Origin of the sequence: Salinibacterium sp. GXW1014, from assembly GCF_044769865.1 — a bacterium.
Taxonomy (GTDB): Bacteria; Actinomycetota; Actinomycetes; order Actinomycetales; family Microbacteriaceae; genus Homoserinimonas.
Genome location: NZ_JBIZWA010000002.1, coordinates 466,168 through 489,424, shown reverse-complemented (window position 1 = coordinate 489,424; position 23,257 = coordinate 466,168). Strand labels below are relative to the sequence as shown.

At 68.7% G+C, this 23,257-nt stretch carries 24 protein-coding genes; 6 read left to right on the top strand and 18 right to left on the bottom strand.

Going from position 1 to position 23,257, the window contains the following annotated elements; translation table 11 throughout:
• Window positions 1-12: 12 nt before the first annotated feature.
• Window positions 13-1,455, top strand: coding sequence for an NCS2 family permease (locus ACIQK7_RS12110; protein ID WP_403025160.1), 1,443 nt, complete (start codon window positions 13-15; stop codon window positions 1,453-1,455).
• A 21-nt stretch (window positions 1,456-1,476) separates the two neighbouring features.
• Here ACIQK7_RS12110 and ACIQK7_RS12105 read toward each other — a convergent pair whose 3' ends face one another.
• Entirely contained in the window at window positions 1,477-2,115 is a 639-nt protein-coding gene (locus ACIQK7_RS12105) for a YitT family protein (protein WP_403025157.1), read from the bottom strand.
• Between the two features lie 135 nt (window positions 2,116-2,250).
• Between ACIQK7_RS12105 and ACIQK7_RS12100 the strand changes: the two genes are divergently transcribed.
• On the top strand, window positions 2,251-3,861 hold the full coding sequence (locus ACIQK7_RS12100) for a M28 family metallopeptidase (protein ID WP_403025154.1): 1,611 nt from the start codon (window positions 2,251-2,253) through the stop codon (window positions 3,859-3,861).
• Between the two features lie 62 nt (window positions 3,862-3,923).
• Here ACIQK7_RS12100 and ACIQK7_RS12095 read toward each other — a convergent pair whose 3' ends face one another.
• The 5 genes from ACIQK7_RS12095 to ACIQK7_RS12075 all read right to left on the bottom strand — a co-directional run bounded on the left by ACIQK7_RS12095 (window position 3,924) and on the right by ACIQK7_RS12075 (window position 6,299).
• A complete protein-coding gene (locus ACIQK7_RS12095) occupies window positions 3,924-4,181 on the bottom strand; it encodes a DUF1653 domain-containing protein (protein ID WP_403025151.1) in 258 nt (85 codons plus the stop codon).
• Window positions 4,178-4,540 carry a hypothetical protein gene (locus ACIQK7_RS12090; protein WP_403025148.1) on the bottom strand — a complete coding sequence of 121 codons (363 nt, stop codon included), beginning with the start codon at window positions 4,538-4,540 and terminating at the stop codon, window positions 4,178-4,180. Before ACIQK7_RS12090 ends, ACIQK7_RS12095 begins: the two co-directional genes overlap by 4 nt.
• Before the next feature lie 40 nt (window positions 4,541-4,580).
• Complete coding sequence (locus tag ACIQK7_RS12085; RefSeq protein WP_403025145.1) at window positions 4,581-4,862, bottom strand: hypothetical protein; 282 nt, start codon at window positions 4,860-4,862, stop codon at window positions 4,581-4,583.
• Window positions 4,863-4,933: 71 nt separating this feature from the next.
• Window positions 4,934-5,683, bottom strand: a complete 750-nt coding sequence (locus tag ACIQK7_RS12080; RefSeq protein ID WP_403025143.1) for a glycosyltransferase family 2 protein — start codon at window positions 5,681-5,683, stop codon at window positions 4,934-4,936.
• A gap of 253 nt (window positions 5,684-5,936) precedes the next feature.
• Window positions 5,937-6,299: a DUF5997 family protein gene (locus ACIQK7_RS12075; RefSeq protein WP_403025140.1), complete on the bottom strand. Its 363-nt coding sequence runs from the start codon at window positions 6,297-6,299 to the stop codon at window positions 5,937-5,939.
• Between the two features lie 22 nt (window positions 6,300-6,321).
• Here ACIQK7_RS12075 and ACIQK7_RS12070 point away from each other — a divergent pair, with 22 nt between their 5' ends.
• Window positions 6,322-6,993 (top strand): LysR family transcriptional regulator substrate-binding protein, encoded by a 672-nt coding sequence (locus ACIQK7_RS12070; RefSeq protein WP_403025137.1) that lies wholly within the window; start codon window positions 6,322-6,324, stop codon window positions 6,991-6,993.
• Window positions 6,990-7,829, top strand: coding sequence for an endonuclease/exonuclease/phosphatase family protein (locus ACIQK7_RS12065; RefSeq protein ID WP_403025134.1), 840 nt, complete (start codon window positions 6,990-6,992; stop codon window positions 7,827-7,829). The genes ACIQK7_RS12070 and ACIQK7_RS12065 overlap by 4 nt, the downstream gene beginning before the upstream one ends.
• Here ACIQK7_RS12065 and hemL read toward each other — a convergent pair.
• Genes hemL through hemE form a run of 8 tightly spaced genes read right to left on the bottom strand, consistent with a single transcriptional unit; the run spans window position 7,826 to window position 16,253 of the window.
• Window positions 7,826-9,136: a glutamate-1-semialdehyde 2,1-aminomutase gene (gene hemL / locus ACIQK7_RS12060; RefSeq protein ID WP_403025131.1), complete on the bottom strand. Its 1,311-nt coding sequence runs from the start codon at window positions 9,134-9,136 to the stop codon at window positions 7,826-7,828. The two genes, ACIQK7_RS12065 and hemL, sit on opposite strands and share 4 nt — an antisense overlap.
• Window positions 9,137-9,165: 29 nt before the next feature.
• Window positions 9,166-10,143 (bottom strand): porphobilinogen synthase, encoded by a 978-nt coding sequence (hemB, locus tag ACIQK7_RS12055; protein WP_403025128.1) that lies wholly within the window; start codon window positions 10,141-10,143, stop codon window positions 9,166-9,168.
• Window positions 10,140-10,889 (bottom strand): uroporphyrinogen-III synthase, encoded by a 750-nt coding sequence (locus tag ACIQK7_RS12050; protein WP_403025126.1) that lies wholly within the window; start codon window positions 10,887-10,889, stop codon window positions 10,140-10,142. Before ACIQK7_RS12050 ends, hemB begins: the two co-directional genes overlap by 4 nt.
• Before the next feature lie 3 nt (window positions 10,890-10,892).
• Window positions 10,893-11,837 (bottom strand): hydroxymethylbilane synthase, encoded by a 945-nt coding sequence (gene hemC, locus ACIQK7_RS12045; RefSeq protein WP_403025123.1) that lies wholly within the window; start codon window positions 11,835-11,837, stop codon window positions 10,893-10,895.
• Window positions 11,834-12,979, bottom strand: coding sequence for a ferrochelatase (locus tag ACIQK7_RS12040; protein ID WP_403025121.1), 1,146 nt, complete (start codon window positions 12,977-12,979; stop codon window positions 11,834-11,836). Before ACIQK7_RS12040 ends, hemC begins: the two co-directional genes overlap by 4 nt.
• Window positions 12,976-13,704, bottom strand: a complete 729-nt coding sequence (hemQ, locus tag ACIQK7_RS12035; RefSeq protein WP_403025118.1) for a hydrogen peroxide-dependent heme synthase — start codon at window positions 13,702-13,704, stop codon at window positions 12,976-12,978. Before hemQ ends, ACIQK7_RS12040 begins: the two co-directional genes overlap by 4 nt.
• Window positions 13,705-13,759: 55 nt before the next feature.
• Window positions 13,760-15,172: a protoporphyrinogen/coproporphyrinogen oxidase gene (locus ACIQK7_RS12030; protein ID WP_403025115.1), complete on the bottom strand. Its 1,413-nt coding sequence runs from the start codon at window positions 15,170-15,172 to the stop codon at window positions 13,760-13,762.
• A 10-nt stretch (window positions 15,173-15,182) separates the two neighbouring features.
• A complete protein-coding gene (gene hemE, locus ACIQK7_RS12025; protein WP_403025112.1) occupies window positions 15,183-16,253 on the bottom strand; it encodes a uroporphyrinogen decarboxylase in 1,071 nt (356 codons plus the stop codon).
• Window positions 16,254-16,271: 18 nt separating this feature from the next.
• On the opposite strand from hemE, the gene ACIQK7_RS12020 reads away from it, so the two are divergent.
• Entirely contained in the window at window positions 16,272-17,564 is a 1,293-nt protein-coding gene (locus ACIQK7_RS12020) for a glutamyl-tRNA reductase (RefSeq protein WP_403025109.1), read from the top strand.
• A 34-nt stretch (window positions 17,565-17,598) separates the two neighbouring features.
• Here the strand turns inward: ACIQK7_RS12020 and ACIQK7_RS12015 are convergent, their stop codons facing one another.
• Together ACIQK7_RS12015 and ACIQK7_RS12010 are read right to left on the bottom strand one after the other, a co-directional pair.
• Entirely contained in the window at window positions 17,599-19,413 is a 1,815-nt protein-coding gene (locus tag ACIQK7_RS12015; protein WP_403025106.1) for a DEAD/DEAH box helicase, read from the bottom strand.
• 103 nt (window positions 19,414-19,516) lie between these two features.
• The gene (locus tag ACIQK7_RS12010) at window positions 19,517-19,786 is read right to left on the bottom strand and encodes a GlsB/YeaQ/YmgE family stress response membrane protein (RefSeq protein ID WP_325208664.1); all 270 of its coding nucleotides are present in this window, start codon (window positions 19,784-19,786) and stop codon (window positions 19,517-19,519) included.
• A 157-nt stretch (window positions 19,787-19,943) separates the two neighbouring features.
• Here ACIQK7_RS12010 and ACIQK7_RS12005 point away from each other — a divergent pair, with 157 nt between their 5' ends.
• The gene (locus ACIQK7_RS12005) at window positions 19,944-20,705 is read left to right on the top strand and encodes an SGNH/GDSL hydrolase family protein (RefSeq protein ID WP_403025102.1); all 762 of its coding nucleotides are present in this window, start codon (window positions 19,944-19,946) and stop codon (window positions 20,703-20,705) included.
• 31 nt (window positions 20,706-20,736) lie between these two features.
• On the opposite strand, the gene ACIQK7_RS12000 is transcribed toward ACIQK7_RS12005, so the two are convergent.
• Together ACIQK7_RS12000 and ACIQK7_RS11995 are read right to left on the bottom strand one after the other, a co-directional pair.
• On the bottom strand, window positions 20,737-21,840 hold the full coding sequence (locus ACIQK7_RS12000) for a fatty acid desaturase family protein (protein ID WP_403025099.1): 1,104 nt from the start codon (window positions 21,838-21,840) through the stop codon (window positions 20,737-20,739).
• 162 nt (window positions 21,841-22,002) lie between these two features.
• The gene (locus ACIQK7_RS11995; protein ID WP_403025097.1) at window positions 22,003-23,232 is read right to left on the bottom strand and encodes a D-alanyl-D-alanine carboxypeptidase family protein; all 1,230 of its coding nucleotides are present in this window, start codon (window positions 23,230-23,232) and stop codon (window positions 22,003-22,005) included.
• Between the last annotated feature and the right edge of the window lie 25 nt (window positions 23,233-23,257).

Below are 23,257 nucleotides of genomic sequence, written 5' to 3'. Positions count from 1 at the left end.
TACAGTGATCCCGTGACTTCGACGACAGCACCCTCAGGCAGCCGCATCGACAAGTTCTTCAAGATCACGGAGCGAGGGTCGAATGTCGGCCGCGAAATCCGTGGTGGGCTTGTCACCTTCATGACGATGGCCTACATCGTTATCCTCAACCCCCTCATCCTTGGGGGCACGGAGGATGTCGCGGGCAACATGCTCGACGGCCAGCAGCTCGCCGCCGTCACGGGGCTCACCGCGGGCGTCATGACGATCCTCTTCGGCCTCGTCGCGAATCTCCCCTTCGGCCTCGCGGCGGGCCTCGGCATCAACTCCTTCCTCGCCGTGAGCGTCGTCGGCCAGGTCACCTGGGCCGAGGCGATGGGCCTCGTCGTCATCAACGGCCTGATCATCGTGCTGCTCTCGGTGACCAAGTTGCGCGAGCTCATCTTCAACGCCGTGCCTGCGCCGCTCAAGACGGCGATCACGGTCGGCATCGGCCTCTTCATCGCCTTCATCGGTCTCGTCGACGCCGGCTTCGTGCGCTCGAGCGGCGCGGCATCCCCGCCCGTGCAGCTCGGGGAGGGCGGCTCGGTCACGAGCATCCCGACCGTCATCTTCGTGCTGGGACTCCTGATCATGGGCGTGCTCATGGCCCGTAAGGTCAAGGGCGCCCTCCTCATCGGAATCGTCGCAACCACGGTCATCGCCATCATCGTGGAGGCCATCTTCAAGATCGGCCCCTCGTTCACCGAGGACGGCCCGAACCCTGCCGGGTGGAACCTCAACGTGCCGACCCTCCCGGAGTCGATTGTCTCCGTCCCCGATCTCGGCCTCATCGGTGCCTTCAGCTTCGGCTCCTTCGAGCGCATCGGCTGGCTCGCCGCCATCATGCTCATCTTCACGCTCGTCTTCACCAACTTCTTCGACGCGGTCGGCACCCTGACGGGGCTCACGAAGGAGGCCGGGCTCCAGGACGAGACCGGCAACTTCCCCCGCCGCCGCAGCGCGCTCCTTGTCGAGGGCATCGGTGCCGTCGCCGGCGGTGCCACCTCCTCGTCGTCGAACACGATCTTCATCGACTCAGCAGCAGGCGTGGGAGAGGGTGCCCGCACGGGTCTCGCCAACGTCGTCACGGGCGTGCTCTTCCTCGCCGCGATGTTCTTCACTCCGCTGACGCAGGTCGTCCCACTCGAGGTCGCCGGTGCTGCCCTTGTCGTCGTCGGCGTGCTCATGGTCTCGCAGATCCGCTTCATCGACTGGACCGAGTTCTCGGTCGGCCTGCCCGTCTTCCTCACGGTCGTCGTCATGCCCCTGACCTACTCGATCGCCAACGGCATCGGTGTCGGCTTCATCAGCTGGGTCATTGTCCGTGCGCTCTCGGGCAAGGTGCGGGAGATCTCGCCATTGCTGTGGATCGTCGCCGCCGGCTTCCTCGTCTACTTCGCGCGAGGACCCATCGAAGCACTCATCGGCGCCTAGTCCCAAGACCCGGGCGCACTCTCAGCCCAGGTAGCGCCCGGGGCGGTGGTTCATCGCCAGGATGACGTTGAGCACAACGACGCCCGCCACCGAGGCGAGAACCGTCGCGACATCCGCCACCAGCAGCGCCAGGAGCACGATGCTCGCATCGAACGCGAGCTGCACGAGCCCCGCGCTCCAGCCGAAGCGATCCTGCAGGTACAGCACGAGGATGCCGAGCCCGCCCGCGCTCGCGCGATGGCGGAAGAGCACGAGCATGCCCATGCCCATGAGCACTCCCCCGAGCAGGCAGGCGTAGAGCGGCTCCATGCTGCCGATCTCGATGAAGAGCGGATGCACCTCGGCGAAGACAGAGATCAGCACGACGACCGCGGCCGTCTTGACGGTGAACGCGATGCCCATGCGCAACACCGAGAGCACGTAGAACGGCAAATTGACGAGGAAGAAGGCGACGCCGAAGGGCCAGCCGCTCGAATAGCTGATGAGGAAGGCCACCCCGGCGAGTCCGCCAGACACGGCGCCGACCTCCTGCAGGAGCAGCACGCCGAACGACATCAGCAGTGACCCGACGACGAGCGCCACTGCATCCTCGGTCGGTCGATGGGGCTTGATCGAGAGCGCGGTGCCGCCGACGAGGCCAGGGGAGGTGTCATCCGTCACCTGCGAAACCTAGCGCAGCCGGGCGCCTCCCGTCGGATGAGAAGGTTCTCACATACCCCCAAAGTGGGGGTGCGGCCGTTAGCGTCATCTTCACGATTCCGGACTGCCGGATGTCTCCTCACTGAAGGGATTCACATGAGAACCAGTCGAACGCTGCGCCGTGTTGCGATTATCGCCAGCGCAGGTCTTCTCGCGAGCGGAGGTCTCGTCGCAGGCACACTGCCCGCCTACGCGGGGCAGGGCCCCGGCTATGGACATGGCCAGGGCAAGGGGCCAGGCCACGGTCACTCCAAGGGCAATACGCTGCCCGAGGCCGTCAAAGTCAACAAGGTCGTCGACCACCTCGAAGCCCTCCAGGCGATCGCGGATGCCAATGGCGGCAACCGCCAGTCGGGCACACCCGGCTATGAGGCCGCGGCCGACTATGTCGAGTACAAGCTCCGCAAAGCCGGGTACGACCCGGTGCGCCAGCCCTTCACCTACGAGCAGTTCGTCGCGGGCAGCACCGCGTTCGAACAGGTGACCCCCACGGCGCTCCCCTACGTCGTCGGCACCGAGTTCGAAGTCGTCGAGTACTCCGGGGCGGGTGACGTGACGGCACCCATCGAGGCCGTCGACGTGAACCTTGAAGGAGACAGGGCATCGACGAGCGGATGCGAGGCGGAAGATTTCGCAGGCTTCACAGCCGGCTCGATCGCACTTGTGCAACGCGGCACATGTGACTTCAGGGTCAAGGTCGAGAACGCAGCTGCTGCGGGTGCTGTCGCCGCGGTCATCTTCAACCAGGGCAACGGCGAGGACCGCAGCGGCCTGCTGCTCGCAACCCTCGCCACGCCGCAGGTCTCGATTCCCACGGTGGGAACGACGTATGCGCTCGGTGAGACCCTCGCACTTGCGTCGGCGCAGGAGGAGGTCACCGTGCGGGTCGCGGTCGAGGCATCCACCCGCACGGTGGACACCTTCAACATCATCGCCGACACGCGCAAGGGCAACCCCGACAAGACCGTCGTCGTCGGCGGCCACCTCGACGGTGTCGCGGAAGGTCCCGGCATCAATGACAACGCGAGTGGCAGCGCGGCCATCCTTGAGACCGCCATCCAGCTGGCCAAGACGAAGGGAACGCCACAGAATCGGGTGCGATTTGCCTTCTGGGGCGGCGAGGAGGACGGGCTCATCGGCTCGACCCACTACGTGGAGCAGCTGACCGAGGCCGAGATCCAGCAACACAGCGCGAACCTCAACTTCGACATGGTCGGGTCGCCGAACTTCGTGCGCTTCGTCTACGACGGAGACGGAGACGCCTTCGGCACCGCAGGACCTGACGGCTCGGCGGAGATCGAAGCGCTCTTCACTGAGTGGTTCGCCTCGCAGGGCCTCGCATCGGCGCCAACCGAGTTCAGCGGACGCTCGGACTACAAGGCGTTCATTGACGCTGGCATCCCCGCCGGCGGGCTCTTCTCGGGCGCCGAAGGAATCAAGACGGAGGAGGAGGCCGCCTTGTTCGGCGGCACCGCCGGGGAGGCCTACGACCCCTGCTACCACTCCGAGTGCGACACGATCGAGAACGTCAGTGTGGAAGCACTCGACCAGTTCTCCGATGCGATCGCCCACGCGACGGCGACCTATGCCGACGTGAAGAAGCACCCCGGCAAGGGCAAGGGCTGGGGTCACGGCAAGGGCCACGGAAAGGGCAAGGGGCACCCGCACCCCTGGCACCACTCCTACGGCAAGCACGACGGGCGCTGAGTCGAGCTACTGGATACCCGCCGCGGGCCCCGGAGCGATCCGGGGCCCGTGGCGTCTCTCGGCTAGGAGTGTTCGGCGTCGCCCATGCGCTCGAAGCGAGACACTCGGCGACCGTCAACCTCGACCATCTCGAAGAACATTGACCTGGGGCGCACCCACAGCTCGCCCGACGCAGAGCGGTACACGACACACTCCTCGCTCGTCTCGCTGTGGCGGGCGATGTCGACGAGGTCATAGACGCCGCCCTTGAAGTGCCGGTAGCGCCCGCGCAGGTGCGCCGCGGCATCCGGGGCGAGTCCCGAGGGGTCGATGCCGCTCATGCCGTCACATCCGCAATGCCGACGAATCGGCTGCCGATGCCGTCGACCTCCTGGCGGTAGAGGGCTCCGGGGCTCGGCAATTCGTCGCGGGAGTGCTCCTCGCACGTGACGTAGGTGAACTCCGGCCACCACTTCTTGGGTCGCACCGACTCCGTGCGTCCGCACACATCGCAACGGAGCTCGACCCAGACGGGGCGTGCCCCCACCTTGCGGTTCGCGAGTGACTGGGCGAGCCACTGCGGCGGATTTGCGCGCATCCGTTCGACCTCGGCCTCCTCCATGCGCGCGGGAAGCCCGTGGCGCTTCGCCATCTCGAGGGGGATGTCGAGCCGCTGGGCGGCCTCACGTAGCGAGATCATCGGGCCAACGATACCGGGGCCGCTCGCACGGCGAAGCGTGCTAGTGAGCACCCGTGTCCCTCGGCATGTTCAGCTCATCGGGGTCGACGGCGACGTCGCCCTGGTCGTCCTGTCCGCCCGTGCCCGGCAGCACCGAGACATCCGAGTCGTCGATGTCGGGATCGTCGAGGGCCGGGCTCTCGCCGATCTGAGAGCGCTGGAGCTCCTGCACGTCGCGCTCGCTTCGGGGGCTGTCGACCGCGGCGCCCTCAAGCTCCGTCGACTCGTTGTCGTTCTTGATGTCGTCGTGCTTGGCGTTCTCGTGGCTGTCGCTCGTGCTCATGATGCCTCCTCCTGGCGAAACGGTTCGCTCCCCAGCGAAGCACCGCACCGCGGTCGGGACATGCGGCGGGCTCACAGGCTCGCGGGCACACCCCTGTGCTCGCGCCGACGTTCCCTACGGCCGCGAAGCAGGCCTCCCCGGATGAGTCCCTCCAGGAGCGTGTTGCAGCCCCACGCCATCCGCTTGACGATGGCCGCGGGTGAGGCGAAGGGCCGCGCGGAGATCGTGACCCGCATGGCGTCGTCATAGACGACGCGCACCTGCGCGGGCAGGCGGATGCTCAGGTACAGGTCGTCATGCACGGCGGGAGTCGAGACATCCACGCGTGGGCGCGCCGCGATCCACGCGCTGCGATGCATGGCCATGTTCGAGCCGAAGAGTGGAGGCTGCCCCAAGATCAGCCGCATGGCGCGGAAGTACCCGCCGAGGTAGACGCGGCGACCGAACCAGCGGATGACCCGGGTCGCTCCGACGAATTCCCCATCGGAGACGACGGCGGCGGGCGCGGGGGTCCGCTCAAGGCGAGACGCGACCCGCTCGACCCAGTCGGCCGCGGGAACCGAGTCGGCATCGAGGCGGGCGACGATGTCGCCCGTCGCGGCATCGAACCCCGCGCAGGTCGCGCGCAGGATGCCCCGCACCGGCTCCTCGACCACGCGGGCGCCGAAGCTGCGAGCGACACTCGCTGTCGCATCCGTGCTCGCGTTGTCGACGACGATGACCTCATCGGGCTGGAGCGTCTGTGCCGCCAGCGCCGTCAGGCATTCACGAAGGAGTTCGGCGTCGTTCCATGACGGAACGATGACGGAGACCGTGGGCATGGTGTGGATTCTAGGCGCGGCCACGACGCGGTGCGCCCAGGATGCCCGCGCACCGCGTATGGTCAGGAAGGAGCATCCCGCTCCCAAGGAGAGGCCAGGCCATGGCAGACAAATCCGTTCGGAAGTCCAGCGACAAGACTGCAGCGAGCAAGACGCTGAAGGAGAAGCGCCTCGACAAGAAAGACAAGGCCGCAAGCAAGCGCAAGGCGGAGTGACACCACGAGCCGACCCCGCGGGGTCGGCTCGCTTCGTCTTACTTGACCTTCTTCTCGCGGAGTCGCGCCTTCTCGTCGCGCACGGCGGCCTGCGTGGCCCGCTCGCGCACCAGCCACTCGGGTCGGTCCTGCAGCAGGGCGTCGATCTCCGCCGTCGTGAGCGCCTCGGTGACGCCGCCGCGGGCGAGCCCTGCGTTCGAGACGCCCAGCTTGGCTGCGACGACCGAGCGCGGGTGCGGGCCCGTGCGACGCAGCTCGACGAGCCACTCGGGCGGCGACTCCAGCAGCTCGTTCAGCTGGCTGCGGGTCACAGGTGCCGCCTGGAACTCGGCCGGGGTCGCGGGGAGGTATACGCCGAGCTTCTGGGCCGCGGTTGCTGGTTTCATGGTCTGCTCGGTCATCAACCCAGCGTAACCTGAGGGCATGCCTTCGCCCGCCGAGCCGTTCCGCGTCGGAATCGTCCCCGGCGTCACCGTGGCCAGGTGGACGCGAGCCTGGAAGGAACGCCGCCCTGGGGCCCCCATCGAGGTCATCCCGCTCGCCGAGGCGCAGCAACGTGCGGCGCTCGACGCCCGCGAGGTCGACGTCTGCTTCGTGCGCCTGCCGATCGAGCGCGACGACCTGAACGTCATCCGCCTCTACAGCGAGGTGCCCGTCGTGGTCGTGGCAAAGGAGCATCCGATCAGTCTCTTCGAGGCGGTCACGCAGCCCGACCTCGAGGGCGAGGCCGAGCGACACGAGTCAGCCGCGGATGCCGTCGAGATCGTCGCCGCTGGCGCCGGCTATGTGCGCCTGCCCCACTCCATCGCCCGGCTGCACGCCCGCAAGGATGTCGTGGCGGTGCCCCTCTCAGACGCTCCCGAGACGGAGGTCGCCATCGCGTGGCCCATCGACGCGACGAGCGACGACGTCGAGTACTTCGTCGGGATCGTTCGGGGTCGCAGCGCTGCGAGCTCGCGCGGCGCAGCGCCCGCGAAGGCCGAGTCCTCCGCGCCTGCCAAGCGCCGTGGCGCCACGCCGAAGTCCGGCACGCCTTCCAAGGCATCCGGCAAGTCCCGTGCCCCCCGCGGCGGCACCCGACGCGGACGGCGATGACCGTGCCGGCGCCACACGCGGAGAACGACGCAGCCGTCATCGGCCCCGTCGCGCCGCCCGCCGTGCACATCATGAGCTGGAACATCCGTCGCACGATCGCGGGAACGCGCAGGAACAGCCCCGACTTCTGGCCCGCCCGGCGTGCGCTCGTCGAGCGCCTGCTGCGGGCGGAGGCGCCGGCGATCATCGGCGTGCAAGAAGCCATGGTGCCGCAGGCGGACGAGCTTGCCGAGATGCTCGGCGCCGACTTCCGGCGCGTGGGTCGCGGACGCCGGGCCGACGGCGGCGGGGAGGGATGTCCCATCTTCTACGACACCACCCGTGTCGAGCTCACGGTCTGGTCACAGTTCGCCCTCTCCCCCACGCCGATGGTTGCGGGTTCGCGCGGCTGGGGCAACATGGTGCCCCGCATCGCCGTGCAGGCCGAGTTCCGCACCCCCACGGGCGCCCGCTTCAGCGTGCTCAACGTGCACCTCGACCACCTGTCACGACGCTCCCGCAGGCGTTCCGCCGACCTTCTGGTGAGCCTCGCGCAACGATCGCCGCGCCCGGCGATCGTCATGGGCGACTTCAACGACGTGCCGGGAACAGCGACCTACCGGGCGCTGCAGGGCGCGGGCCTCCTCGACACCTGGGAGCACGCCCGCGAGCGGCGCGGTCGTGACGTGGGCACCTACTCCGGCTACAGGGCGCCCAAGGCGAATGGCCGAAGGATCGACTGGATGTTCGCGACGCCCGAACTGCAGGTGCAGCTCGCCGCCATCAACACGAGCCGCTTCGAGGGGCGCGCACCCTCCGACCACGAGCCCATCCAGTCGGTCGTCGAGATCCCCTAGGGCGCGACCGCCTCGGCCGCCGCCTTCGCGGCCCCGGGCAGTGCCTCGACGATGCGCGACACGGCGGCATCGTCGTGAGCCGCCGTCACGAACCACGCCTCGAAGACCGAGGGCGGCAGGGAGACGCCCGCGTCGAGCATGGCGTGGAAGAACGGCGCATAGCGGAAGGCGTCTTGCTCCTTGACCTCCGCATAGTTTCGCGGAGCCGAGTCGCGGAAGGCGAAGGAGAAGAGGTTGCCGGCCCGCTGCACCACGTGCGTGACGCCCTCGGCCGCGAGGGCCCGGGAGACCGCGTCGGCGAGCACGTCGGCGGTGCGGTCGAGGTGCTCGTAGACCGCGGCATCCGCTGCCCGCATGGTGGCGATGCCGGCCGCGACCGCGAGCGGGTTGCCGCTCAGCGTTCCCGCCTGGTAGACGGGGCCGACGGGCGCGAGGTGATCCATGATCGCCGCAGACCCGCCAATCGCAGCGATGGGCATGCCGCCACCGATCACCTTGCCGAAGGTGAAGATGTCGGGCGTGTAGGGATGCGTGCCTCGGCCATCGATGCCCCACCAGCCGGCCTGCGAGACGCGGAAGCCCGTGAGTACCTCGTCGAGGATGACGAGCGCGCCGTGTTCGTGGGCGATGCGCACGAGCTCGGCATTGAACCCTTCGTCGGGCGCGACGACGCCCATGTTGGCGGCGGCGGCCTCCGTGATGACGGCCGCGATGTTCGGGCCATGCGTCGCGAAGACCTCGCGCAGCGCCTCGAGATCGTTGTAGGGAACGACGAGGGTCTGAGCGGCGATCGCCGCGGGCACGCCTGCCGAACCCGGCAGCGCGAGCGTCGCGATGCCGGAGCCGCCCTCGGCGAGCAGCCCGTCGGAATGCCCGTGGTAGTGCCCGGCGAACTTGATGAGCAGGTCGCGGCCAGTGACCCCGCGCGCGAGGCGGATCGCGGTCATGGTGGCCTCAGTGCCCGTCGACACGAGGCGAAGCTTCTCGACGGCGGGGCTGAGGCGCTTGATCACGAGCTCCGCAAGCTCGGTCTCGCCGGGCGTCGAGGCGCCGAAGGAGAGCCCGCGTGCGGCCGCCGCCTGCACGGCCTCGACGGTCGCCGGATGCGCGTGGCCCAGCAGCGCTGGACCCCAGGATGCGACGAGGTCGACGTACTCCCGACCCTCGACATCCGTCACCATCGCGCCCTTCGCGGAGACGAGGAAGCGGGGGGTGCCGCCGACGGAGCCGAAGGCCCGCACCGGGGAGTTGACGCCGCCGGGGATGAGCGCGCGGGCGCGATCGAAGGAGGAGGTGTTGGAGGTCATGGAGGATCCTTGGGTCTCGGCGGGGGTTGTCAGCGCAGGCTGCGGGCGAGTTCGACCGCCCAGTAGGTGAGCACGGTGTCGGCGCCGGCGCGCAGGATGCCCACGATCGACTCCTCGATGGCGCGTTCGCGGTCGATCCAACCGTTCGCGGCGGCTGCCTCGATCATGGAGTACTCCCCCGAGACCTGGTAGGCCCACACGGGAACGTCGCTCGCGTCGGCGACATCGGAGAGCACGTCGAGGTAACTCATGGCCGGCTTGACCATGACGATGTCGGCGCCCTCCGCGAGGTCGAGCAGCGCTTCGCGCAGCCCCTCGCGACGATTGGCGGGGTCCTGCTGGTAGGTCTTGCGATCCCCCTGCAGGCTCGAGTCGACGGCCTCACGGAAGGGGCCGTAGAAGGCGGAGGCATACTTGGCGCTGTAGGCGAGGATCGCGGTGTCGGAGTAGCCCTCGGCATCGAGGGCATCACGCACGGCGGCGACCTGGCCGTCCATCATTCCGCTGAGCCCCAGCAGCTGCGAGCCGCTCGCGGCCTGCGCGAGTGCCATCTCCCGGTAACGCTCGAGCGTCGTGTCGTTGTCGACCCTGCCGGCGCTGTCGAGCACGCCGCAGTGGCCGTGGTCGGTGAACTCGTCGAGGCAGAGGTCCGTCTGCACGACGAGTGCGTCGCCGGCCTCCTCGACCGCGACGCGTGTCGCCACGTTGAGGATGCCGTGCTCATCGCTCGCGCCGCATCCGATCGCATCCTTCGTCTCGGGCACGCCGAAGAGCATGACGCCGCCGAGCCCTGCCTCTGCCGCCTCGCCGATGACCCTGCGCAGGCCGTCGAGGTCGTGCTGCATGACCCCCGGCATCGACGCGATGGGCGCAGGCTCTGCGATGCCCTCGCGCACGAAGACGGGGAGCACGAGTTGGGCGGGGTGGATGCGCGTCTCCGCCACCAGACGGCGCATCGCGGGGGTGCTGCGAAGGCGGCGTGGACGGATTCCTGGGCCGGAAGTCATGCCCTCAATCCTACGAGGGCGCCGATGAGAGACTCCCCCTCGCTGCGCTCCGCGATGGCGTCGACCCGAAGCCCGGATGCCGTCGCCGCACGCGCTGTCGACTCACCGATGCAGACCACCCGGATGCCTCCGGGCAGCGGTGCGCATTGGGCAGCGAGGTGGCGTGCGGTGCTGCCGGAGGTGAGCAGGACCGCGCCGACCTCCCCCGAGCGCACGCCTTCGCGAACCGCCGGGTCGAGTTCGACGGCGACGGTGCGGTAGGCCGTCACGACATCCAGGGCCATGCCCCGCTCACGCAGCCCCGACTCGAGGGTCTCGGCGGCGATCTCGGACTGCGGCAGCAGCACCCGGCCGGAATCGTCGGGCCACGCGGCAAGCAGCCCGAGGGCAGAGTGGTCGTGGGCCGGCGTGAGATGCACCTCGGCGCCGCGCCCCTCGAGCGCGGCGGCGGTTGCGGGACCGACGGCCGCGACGCGGGTCGTTGGCGGCAGGGCCGCGAGTACGTCGCCGAGCGCCTCAACGGTCGTCGCGCTCGTCACCACGAGCCAGTCGTATGCTCCCGCGGCCAGCCGGGCGATCGCGTCCTCCAGCGGGCGACGGTCATCAGGCTCGACGAAGTCGATGAGCGGCGCGACGAGGGGCGAGCCCCCGAGGGCACGCACCCCCGCGGCCAGCCGGGCGCCGAACTCCCCGCCGCGGGGAATCAGCACCCGGCATCCGTCGAGGGGCGTGCGCGCCGCAGTCATGGCTCAGGAAAGCGGGGCGAGCTCGGCCGCACCGCGCTCGAGTAGTTCGTCCGCCGCACGCTCGCCGAGTTCGCGCGCCTGCTGCTCGCGCTCAGCGGCGGAACCCTCCAGCACTGCGCCGTGCGATGCCGTCAGGGACTGCGTGCCGTCGATGCTGTAGACGGTCGCCGTCAGCAGCAGGAGCTGGCTGTCGACGATCGCCGTCGCGCCGACGGGCGCCGCGCATCCGGCCTCGAGGCGTGCGAGCACGGAGCGTTCCGCGGTCGAGGTCTGGCGTGCCGTGCCGTGGTCGATCGCCTGCACCACGCGGTCGAGCGCCGAGTCGGGCGCGGCACGCATCTCGATCGCGAGCGCACCCTGCCCGGGAGCGGACGGGTGCTCGTCGAGGGCGAAGAAGTCGGTCACGACATCGAGCCGGTCGACACGGCCAAGCCCCGCCGCCGCGAGCACGACGGCGTCGAGCTCCCCGGAGGTCACGAAGCCGATGCGAGTGTCGATGTTGCCCCGGATGTCGCGCACGTCGAGGTCGGGTCGGCGGGCGTGCAACTGTGCCACGCGCCGCGGAGAGCCCGTGCCGACGGATGCGCCCTCGGGTAGCGTCTCGAGCGTCAGGCCATCGCGCGCGACGAGGGCATCGCGAGCATCCGCCCTCTTGGGCACGGCCCCGATGCGCAGTCCCGGCGCGAGGGCCGTCGGGAGGTCCTTGAGGGAGTGCACGACGAGGTCGCACTCACCCGCGAGGAGTGCCTCGCGGAGCGCGCTGGCAAAGACACCCGTGCCGCCGAGGCTCGAGAGCGATGCTCGGCTGGTGTCGCCCTCCGTCGTCACGCGCACGATCTCGACTTCGCGGCCGGAGACGGCACGAATCTTGTCGGCCATGTGACCCGTCTGGGCGAGTGCGAGCGCACTGCCCCTCGTGCCGATGCGGATCGGCTCGCGGGCGCTCACGGCGCGATCCCCGCGAGGGCGGGCTTGAAGCCCAGCCGCACGTTCTCGCAGCATCCGGGTCGGCACACGTCATACCAGGGGCCGAGGGATGTCACGGCGGGGCGCTCCTCGACGGGAACGCCGTCGCGCCGCTCAAGCACGAGGTCGACGAGCCCGGAGACGAAGGCGCGGTGCACGCCGGGCGTGGGCACGCGGATCGCCGCGACGCCGTGCTCCTCGGAGGTCTGCATGGCCTCGGTGTCGAGGTCCCACTTGACCTCCATGTGGTCGCTCACGAAGCCGAGCGGCACGATCACGACGGCCTTGATGCCCTTCGCGGCGAGCTGCTCGATCTCGTCATTGATGTCGGGTTCGAGCCAGGGCTGGCTGGGCGGGCCGCTGCGCGACTGGTAGACGAGTGTCCAGTCGACCTCGCGCCCAGCCATGACGGCCTCGGCGACCGCGAGGTGCTGGGCCGCGTAGGCGCCGCCCTCACCGAAGCCGCGCTCGGCTGGCCCGCTGCGCTCGGCATCCGTCGTCGGGATGGAGTGCGTCGAGAAGAGCACGTGCGTCTCTGCGGGCGCGAAGCCACGCCCTGCGAGCTCTTCGAGGGCCGAGGTGACACCCTCGACGAAGGGCTCGACGAAACCGGGGTGGTCGAAGAACTGCCGCACCTTGTCGATCGTGACGACGCCCTCGAGCCCGGTCTCGGCGAGAGCCCCGGCGAAGTCCTCGCGGTACTGGCGGCAGCTCGAGTAGGAGCTGTAGGCGCTCGTGCCGATCGCGATGAGGGTGCGGTGGCCGTCGTCGTGCGCCTGCTGCAGCGCCTCGGCTACATACGGTGCCCAGTTGCGGTTGCCCCAGTAGACGGGAAGGTCGATGCCGCGCCGCTCCAGTTCGGCCTCGATCGCGGCCTTGAGCTCGCGGTTCTGGTCGTTGATGGGGCTCACGCCACCGAAGGCGCGGTAGTGATGGGCCACCTCCTCGAGGCGTTCGTCGGGGATGCCGCGGCCGCGGGTGACGTTGCGCAGGAACGGGATCACGTCGTCCTGGCCCTCTGGCCCGCCGAAGGAGGCGAGCAGGATGGCGTCGTAGGCGACGGGCTCCGTCACATGTTCAGGGCCGGATGCCGCGGCGGCACTTGCTCCAGGGACGACACTCACGAGAGCACATCCACGAGCTCGCTCAGTTCGATGCGACGGCCCGTGTAGAACGGCACCTCCTCGCGCACGTGCATGCGAGCATCCGTCGCCCGCAGGTGCCGCATGAGGTCGACCAGTTCGAGCAGGTCGTCGGCCTCGAGCGCGAGGATCCACTCGTAGTCGCCGAGCGCGAAGGACGCCACGGTGTTCGCGAGCACGTTGGGGAACGCCCCACCCAGGCGCCCGTGCTTGCCCAGCATCGAGCGGCGCTCGGCCGGGTCCATGAGGTACCACTCGTAGCTGCGCACGAAGGGGTAGACGGTGAGCCAGTCGGCGGGCTCCTTGCCGCGCATGAAGGACGGGATGTGATCCGCCGAGAACTCAGCGTCGCGGTGCACGCCCATCGCGTTCCAGGTCGGGAGGAGCGGTCGCAGGATGCTCGTGCGCCGCAGGTCGCGCAGGGCCGCCTGGATCGCCTCGGGTGAGGTGCCGTGCAGCCAGAACATCACGTCGGCGTCGGCGCGGATCGACGAGACGTCGTAGATGCCCCGGAGCGTCGTGCCGTTCGCCTCGACCTGCTCGATCGTCGCGCTCAGCTCCGCCTGAGCGACCGGGTCGATCGCCGGAGTGCCCGCTGCGTGCGCCTGCGGGTCCTTGCGCAGCACCGCCCAGAGCGTGTACTCGGTCTCGCCAGAAACCGGGGTGACGATGGGGGCGACAGGCGGTGAGGGAGGGGTCGAGGTCATGCCTCAATCATCCTCTCGCGCCGCTGAGAATCGAAATCCTGCCGCACGCCGGTACTCAGGAAACGGCATCCTCACCGAGACGGGCCGCAAGCGCCCGTGTCTCGCGTTGCGCGTGGCCGACCACCGCCGCAAGGCCCGTGCCGGCGACCGTCTCGCCGAGCCTTGTGACGCCGTCATCCGTCGGCCTGCGATCCGGCGTGCCCGCGACCCAGTCCGTGCGCGCGAATCCGAGCACGTCGCCGCGGGAGAGTCGCGTGCCGAGCAGTTTCGTCGCGTCACTGATGGCCTGGTCGAGGAACGCGGTCTCGTCGTGCTTCTCCACACGGCGAGCATCGTAGGAGAGCCTCAGCACGTGCCGATGCTCCCCCGCCTTCTCGCCCAACCACGCCCACTTCGCGCTCGAATGCGTCAGGGCCTTCGCCGTGATCGTGGAACAGCCCTCGGCGACGAGCACGCCCGTGCCGCGGGGAGCGCGGTCGAGCTCCTGCGATCGCACAACGAGGGTCGCGAGCGCGATTCGCGACTCCTCCGCGTCTGGCCACGTGCCCTCACGCTGGGTCAGGCCCCGGTCGGGAGCGGCGACCACGACGGCGCGGGCCGTGAGACGGCTCCCATCAGCGAGCGTCACGCCCGCGGCATCCGCCCCCTGGACGGCAGTGCCGTACCTCACCTCGACGCCGAAGCGCTCAAGCGCAGACACGAGTGCAGTGACGAGCCGCGACACTCCCCCTCGGATGCCTGAGACGGCCGACCCGGCGGGGGCTGCCGCGCGCATGACCCGGACGGCAGACGCGAGCGACTCCTCGTTCTTGAGGCCCGCGCGAAGTCCCGGTGCCACGGCATCCACATCGAGCGAGTCGGGATGTCGCGAGTGCACGCCCATCGTCACGGGTGCCACCAGGCGCTCAACGACCCGCGCGCCCATCCTGCGGCGCACAAGCCCCCCGAGCGTTGTCTCCCGGGAACCGATCACGCCCGGCAGGAGAAGATCGAGTTGGGCGCGCAGGGCCGCGCCGAGGCCGATCACCCTGATGACATCGGCTGCGAGGGGCACCGAGGGGATGCCGAGCATTCCCGCCTTCGGCAGGGGCATGGCATCGGTGTCGCTCGCCTGCAGCCAGGCACCCGCGGCATCCGGTACCTCGATGTCGTCGCCGAGACCGAGCCGTTCCACCAGGTCGGCAACCGTGCCGCGTCGCGTGGCGAAGCTCTCGGCTCCCGCGTCGAGGGTGAGACCATCGACCACGTGCGAGCGCACCTTGCCGCCAGCGCGATCAGCTGCCTCGAGCACGATGACCGAGAGCCCGGCGAGCACCAACTCGCGCGCGGCCACAAGCCCAGCGACGCCGGCTCCGACGACGATGCAGTCGGCGACATGATCGAGCGACTCGGGCTCCCCCATCGGCGCCCCAGGCGTCACGTCGTCGTGGCCCTCGCCGGGCACCTCGTTCTCGGCAGACCCGGTCATCGTCTGACGGTCACTCCCCCGCTTCACCGATCGAATGCACGAGCTCGACGACGCGCGTCAGCACGGTCGGGTCGGTCTCCGGCGGCACGCCGTGTCCGAGGTTCACTACATGGGCGGGAGCCTCGCCGCCGCGCGTGATCACATCGCGCACGTGACTCTCGAGCACGGGCCACGGCGCGGCAAGCAGTGCTGGGTCAATGTTGCCCTGCAGGGGCACGGTCCCGCCGAGGCGACGGTTTGCCTCATCGAGCGGGATGCGGTGGTCGACGCCGACGACATCCGCACCGACATCGCGCATGGCCGCCAGAAGTTCCCCGGTGCCGACACCGAAGTGCACCTTGGGGACCGCGAGGTCATCGATGTGCGAGAAGGCACGACGGGAATGGGGCGCGACCCGAAGCTCGTAGTCGGTGAGCGAGAGCGAGCCCGCCCAGGAGTCGAAGAGCTGCGCCGCGCTCGCGCCCGCCATGAGCTGTGCGCGCAGGAAGGCACCCGTGACGTCGGCGGTCCAGTCAAGCAGCCGGGCCCAGACCTCGGGCTCGGAATGCATGAGGGCGCGAGTGCGCAACTGCTCGCGAGACGGCCCGCCCTCGACGAGATACGAGGCGAGCGTGAACGGCGCGCCCGCGAAGCCGATGAGGGGCGTATCGCCGAGTTGCTCGACGGTCATGCCGACCGCCTCAGTGATGGGCGCAAGGGAGTCGGGGTCGAGTTCTGGGAGCGCCGCGACATCCGCCGCCGACCTCACCGGCGTGTCGAGCACCGGGCCGCGACCCGCGACGATCTCAACCCCGACCCCCGCCAACCGCAGCGGAATGACGATGTCGCTGAAGAAGATCGCGGCGTCGACGCCGTGGCGACGCACTGGCTGCAGCGTGATCTCGCTCGCCATCGACGGAGTCAGGCACGAGTCGAGCATCGCGGTGCCCTCGCGCAGCTCGCGGTACTCGGGAAGCGAGCGGCCCGCCTGGCGCATGAACCAGACGGGAAGGGGCGACACGCGCTCGCCCCGGTAGCTGCGGACAAGGGCGGAGCCGGCCGTGCGGCCGGTCACGAGGGGATGCTGGTCAGGAAGGCTCACACGTCAAGTCTGTCATCGATGGGCGAGTACCATGGATGGGTGCTCGTCTGCCTTTCCGCCAACCACAGCAGTGCGAGTTTCGACGTACTCGAACGCCTGTCTGCTGGCGGCGCCGATATCGGCCCGCGCTTCGTGCGTGACAACGAATTCGTGCAGGGTGCCGTCGTGCTCGCCACATGCAACCGATTCGAGGCGTACCTCGATGTCGATGAGACCCGTGTGCACGACCGTGCGGAAGCGGCCGAGAAGATCCTCGGCGCGCTGGCTGAGTCGAGCGGCATCGACTGCCAGCAGCTCGTATCCTCGGTCGAGGCGATCGGCGGCGACGAGGTCGTGCACCACCTCTTCGCGGTGTCGTCGGGCCTCAAGTCCGTCGTCGTCGGCGAAGACGAGATCGCCGGCCAGGTGCGCCGATCGCTGGATGCCGCGCGCACGCTCGGCACCGCGACATCCAATCTCGAACGCCTCTTCCAGAAGGCGTCGACGGCGTCTCGGGGTGTGAAGACCCGCACCGCCATCGGTCACGCTGGGCGTTCCGTCGTGCGACTGGCCCTCCAGCTCGCCTCCAGCCGCATCTCCGACTGGTCGAAGACCCACGTGCTCCTGATCGGCACGGGTGCATACGCCGCCACCACGGTCGCTGCGCTCCGCGACCGCGGCGTCCAGCAGATCACCGTCTTCTCCCCCTCCGGCAGGGCCGCGAAGTTCGCCGCTCGACTGGGACTCGTCGCGACGGAAGACCTGTCGGCCTCCCTCGCCGCCGCGGGTGTCGTCATCACCTGCACGAGCCGGCCCGAGCCGGTCGTCACGCCCGAGGTCCTGCACGAGGGCGAACGTCGCCTCGTCGTCGACCTCGGCCTGCCACGCAACGTCGATCCCGCGGTCGCCCACATCTCGGGCATCGAACTGCTCGACCTTGAGACCATCCGCCTCCACGCACCCCTCGAGGAGCTGACGGCCACAAGTGACGCGCACGAACTCGTGCTCGACGCCGCTGCCGAGTTCCACGCGAGGGAGGCCGAACGTCGTGCCGGCCCCGCCATCACCGCCATGCGTGGACGGGCGTTCGAGATCCTCGACGCCGAAATCGAGCGCGCGAAGCGCCGCGGTACCTGGTCGGAGGAATCCGAGGCCGACATGCGCCACCTGCTGGGGGTGCTGTTGCATACTCCATCGGAACGTGCACGGCAGGCAGCTCGCGAGGGTGACGTCGAGTCGGTGTTCGCTGCAGTGGAGACCCTGATCGGCCCGGTCGACAACGTCAGCCTGGCGAGCCAGGGCGAAGACCGCGAGGACCAGCTCCCAGCCTGAGGCTCGTCGCCGTGACGGTGACGCCGGCCCCGCTTCAGGGGTTGTACCGCATCGCTCCCCGACGCAGCAGGTCGATCCTCGCCTGCAACTGCGCGACGCTCGCCTGCGGCACGGCCGGCCCACCGGCCATTCGACGGAGTTCGGCGTGGATGTGGGCGTGCTGTTCGCCTGTGCGCTTGGCCCGCATGCCCACGAGACTGTTGAGGAGCTTGCGCTGCTCCTTCAGCGTGCGGTGAAGAGCCGGTTCCTCATGCACGGCACCCTCGAAGGCCTCCGCGATGCGCTGGCGGCCCTCGGAGCGCCGCGATTGCTTCGCCTGGCGAGCCTGCAGCAGCTCCCTCACCTGTTCCGGTTCCAGGAGTCCGGGGAGACCGAGGAAGTCGAGTTCCTCCAGACTGCCGACCTCAGCCTGGAACCCGAACTCTCCCCCGTCGTAGAGCACCCGATCGAACTGGGCCTCTGAACCCAACGCCTTGAAGTCGAAGAGGTCGGCATCCGCTGACGCAGACTCCGTGCGGTTGGCGGCATCGAGCGCGTCGTCATCAAGCACGATCTCCTCGAGACCGTCCTCATTGACCTCCCTGTCGAGCGCGTGGTCGCGTTCGAGTTCCATCGTCTGCGCGAGCGCCATGAGCGCGGGAACGTTCGGCAGGAAGATGGATGCCGTCTCGCCGCGCCTGCGCGTGCGCACGAAACGGCCGATGGCCTGCGCGAAGAAGAGCGGCGTGGAGGCGGATGTCGCGTAGACGCCGACGCCCAGGCGCGGCACGTCGACCCCCTCCGACACCATGCGCACGGCGACCATCCACCGTGATGTTCCCGCCGAGAACTCGGCGATCCGATCGCTCGCGGCCTTTTCGTCCGAGAGCACGACGGTCGGTTCCTCGCCCGTGATCTGCTTGAGGATGTCGGCGTAGGCGCGCGCCGCGAAGTGGTCCGTCGCGATCACGAGGCCGCCAGCATCTGGCACGCCGTTTCGCACTTCAGTGAGGCGCCGATTCGCCGCCTTCAGCACGGAGGGGATCCAGTCTCCCTCTGGGTCGAGCGCCGTGCGCCAGGCCTGCGCCGTGACATCCTTCGTGTCGCCCTGCCCGAGGTGGGCTTCCATCTCGTCGCCCGTGCGCGTGCGCCAGCGCATTCTGCCCGCGTAGGAGAGGAAGATGACGGGGCGCACGACGCCGTCGGCGAGGGCGCGGCCATAGCCGTAGGTGTAGTCCGACTGGGAGGTGCGGATGCCGTTCTCGTCCGGGTGGTAGGTGACGAACGGGATGGGGGCGGTGTCGGAGCGGAACGGTGTACCCGTGAGGGAGAGGCGTCGCACGGCAGGTTCGAAGGCCTCACGGATCGCATCGCCCCAACTGAGCGCGTCGCCCCCGTGGTGCACCTCGTCGAGGATCACGAGCGATCTGCCCTGCTCAGTCATGTGGCGGTGGAGCGAGGCTCGCGTGGCGACCTGCGCATAGGTCACGGCGACGCCGTGGAAGTGTCGCCCGTGCGTGCCGTCGGCATTGCGGAACGAGGGGTCGAGCCGGATGCCCACGCGGTGGGCCGCTTCGGCCCACTGGGTCTTGAGGTGCTCGGTCGGGGCCACGACCGTGACACGGTTGATGACGCCGCTGGCCAGGAGTTCGGTCGCGATGCGAAGCGCGAAGGTCGTCTTGCCTGCGCCTGGTGTCGCGGCAGCGAGGAAGTCGCGCGGCTGGCGCTCGAGATAGAGGTCGAGCGCTTCCTGCTGCCACGCGCGCAGCTTGTTTGCTGTGCCCCTCGCAGCCCGCTCAGGGAAGGATGGAGAAAGGTGCTCGGCCGCGAATGTGCCGACTGGCCGACCGAAGTTCGCGGAGGTGTTCACTGGAGACAATGGTACCCGCCCCCGCTGACATGGACCCCCGGAACGCACGAGAGGCACCGCCCTCCCGAAGCGAGGAGCGGTGCCCCTTGTCAGACGCTGTACGTCAGGCGCGGCGGTTGCTGCCGCGCGTGATGAAGCCCCAGATCACGAGCACGAGGAGGGCACCCAGGATGGCGACGAGCCACGTCTGGATCGACCAGAACTCCTCGAGTCCGATGCCGAAAATTGCGCTGCCGATCCAACCGCCGAGCAGGGCGCCAACGACGCCGATGACGAGGGTTGCGATCCAGCCACCGCCCTGCCGACCGGGAAGGATGGCCTTCGCGATCGCGCCGGCGATGAGGCCAAGAACAATCCACGCGATGATTCCCATGGTCTTTCACACTCCAGAATGTCGGTGTACATGCCCCACAGCGGAGCACAACTCAATGATGGCTCCACCCCCGGATGAGGGACACCCTGCAATTTTCTGAGGATCGATAGTAAAGGGCCGTTTGCCGCGGCCCCCGGTCGTGCAGCAGCATTGAGGCATGGCATCCCAGCATCCGTGGTCGCGCTACGTCGCGCTCGGCGACTCGTTCACAGAGGGCATCGGTGATCCGGAACCACAGAGCCCGGGCGGCCACCGCGGCTGGGCCGACCGTGTGGCCGAGGTGCTCAGCATCGACCACCAGCCGTTCTCCTATGCCAACCTCGCGATCCGCGGCCGACTGCTGCAGCAGATCATCGACGAACAGGTGGAGCCCGCCCTCGCCCTGAAGCCGGACCTCGTCTCGATCTCGGCGGGCGGCAACGACATCATCCGACCGAACACGGATCCCGATGAGGTCGCCCATCGCCTCGAGGGCGCCGTCACTCGACTTCGTTCCGATGGGGCGACCCTCGTGCTCTTCAACGGTCCCGACATCGGCATGACCCCAGTCATGCGTCGACTGCGCGGCAAGGTCGCCATCTACAACGAGAACCTCCGTGGCATCGCCCACCGTCACGACGCGATCGTTGTCGACATGTGGTCGATGCGTGAGCTGCAGGATCCGCGGATGTGGGCGCCCGACCGCCTGCACTTCTCCCCCGTCGGCCACCACACGATCGCCCGCGCCGTGCTCGACGCCCTGAATGTGGAGCACGAACTCGAGCCCTACGCGCCGGAACCCCTGCCCGAGCGGCCCTGGCGGCAGGCGCGGGCCGACGATATGGTGTGGGCGCGGGAGCACTTCGTTCCCTGGGTCGTGCGGCGAATTCGAGGACGATCGTCGGGTGACTCCATAACGCCGAAACGGCCCGGCTTCTAGGCCGGACCGTTCCTTGACTCGCTGTCGTTGTCTATCGACCGAACTGGGCCGCAGCGGGGCAGTCGAAGGGGTCGCCGCCCGCGGCCAGGCCGACGCGATTGAGGTATTGCACGACGATGCCGTAGGAGGTCAGGAGACCCACCTCGGTGAACGGGATGTTGTGCGTGGCGCAGTACTCCTTGGCGATCTCGTTCGCCTTCCTGAGGTGCGGCCGCGGCATGTTGGGGAACAGGTGGTGCTCGATCTGGTAGTTGAGCCCGCCCATGAACGTGTCCATGAACCAGCCACCGCGGATGTTGCGCGAGGTGAGCACCTGTCGACGCAGGAAGTCGACCTTGCTGTCGTGCGGCAAGATCGGCATCCCCTTGTGGTTGGGCGCGAAGGACGCACCCATGTAGACGCCGAAGACTGCCATCTGCACGCCGATGAAGGCGAACGCCATGCCGATGGGCAGGGTGAGGAAGATCACTGCGAGGTATGCGCCCATGCGGGTCGTGAGCATCGTGATCTCGATCCAGCGTTCCTGCACCTTGCCCTTGCCGAAGGCCGTGCGGAAGCCGTGCATGTGCAGATTGAGGCCCTCGAGCATGAGGGCGGGGAAGAATAGGTAGCCCTGGCGCTTCAGGAGCCAGGCGTAGAGGCCCTTCGTCTTGGCGGCATCCTCTTCGCGGAATACGACGAAGTCGGGCTCGATGTCGGGGTCCTTGCCCACAATGTTGGGGTTGGCGTGGTGGCGGGAGTGCTTCGTCATCCACCACTGGTAGCTGATGCCCACGAAGAGGTTGGCGAGCGTGCGCCCGACCGCGTCGTTGAGCTTGCCTGAGGTGAAGATCTGGCGATGCGAGGCCTCATGCGCAAGGAATGCGTACTGCGTGAGGATCACGCCGAGTGCCGCTGCCATGAGCAGTTGGAACCAGCTGTCGCCCAACAGGATGAAGCCCGTGATGACGCCACCGAGCGCGAGGGTGATTCCGGCGAACATCGCGATATAGAAGCCGCGCGCCCTCCGGAGGAGTCCCGCATCCCTCACCGTGTTGAGCAGGGACGAGTACTCACTCGTCGGGCTCTTGCGGTCGCCACCCGGGCGTGTGCGCGTGAAGGTGACAGTCGGTTGAGGGTGTGCTGAGGCGGACATCCATCTCCTCTGGTCTGGCGACTTCCCAGCCGGGGTTGTAGATGAAGCGCGTGCGTTCAACGGATAGTTACTGACCCTACGCGGTTGGCGGAGCTCCACCAAGGACAGCGCGCCGAATAGTGCATATTCTCAGCCTTGTCTATGCCTCTGGCGGAATATGTCCTAGCCGAAGACGAGGCTGGGGTTACCCAGCCGCCACGCTGGGCCCGGATCATCAATGGCTTCGGCCAGCACGAGCGGCACCTCTAGGACGTCCTGGCCGACGGTGTAGGTGGCAGTGCCCACCTGCGTTCCCGCCGCCGCCGTGACCACGGGCTCCGTGTGCACGGCGACCGAAATCGGCGTATCAGCCCACACGAGCGCCTTCTTCGCTTCGCCCGCGACGACGGGTGCATTGTCGCCCCAGACAGTTGAGTAGCCGCCGAAGGACTGCCCCTCCTCCGTGAGCGCGATCTCCTGGAACCCGGCCTCGACCGTCTGGATGAGCGATTGGATCTGCGGATACTGGATCGCGTGGAGTTCTCCGCCCAGGGCGACGCCCACGAGGGTGACCGTCGAGGATCCGATCTCGAGGTCGGCGGAGAACAGCAGGCAGGCACCGGCCTCGGGCAGGGTGCCGGTCTTGATGCCGTCGACACCGTAGGTGCCGAGGATCTTGTTGGAGTTCTCCAGCACGCCCGCTCCGTCGAAGTACACCTGCGGCGTCGCGACGATCTCGGCGATGACCGGGTCCTCGAGCGCGATCTTGCCGAGCCGGATGAGATCGCTGACCGTGCTGCGATTCTGCGGCGAGAGTCCCGTCGGCTCGACGAGCGTCGTGTTGTCGAGGCCGTGGCTCGCGATCCAATCCTGCGCGGCTGCGACGAAGGTTGCCTCGTCGCCGAATGCCCATTCGACGAGTGAGAGCGTGTAGTTCGCGGCCGACGGCAGGAGCATGGCCTGCATTGCCTCATACTGCGTGAGCTGCATGCCCGCCTGCACCGGCTTGACGGTGGCACCGCGCGCCTGGTAGCTGCCGAAGTGAGCGAGGTCCTTCGAGGTGAACGTGATGACGGGCCCGTGGTCGTCGACCGTGATCGGATGCCGCTCCAGCACCGTGAGCGCGGTGATGACCTTCGTGATGCTCGCCATCGGGAGCGCTTCGGTGCTGCCCGTCGCCGCGAGTACGCCGTCGAACCCGACGGCGCCGATGCCCACCGCCGTGCTGCTCGGCCACGCGAGTTCCGCGGCAGCCGCCGTTGGCGCGGGAGCATCGACGAGGGTCGCGGCCGTCGGGTCGAGGGGCGCGAAGAGCGTCATGGGCAGGTAGGTCGCTGCGGCCAGGAAGACCGCCGCACCTCCGAACACGACGAGACGGCGACGTCGATAGACCTGGGCGCGCGATGCTGACACCGCGCAATCCTATTAGCTGCGGGGC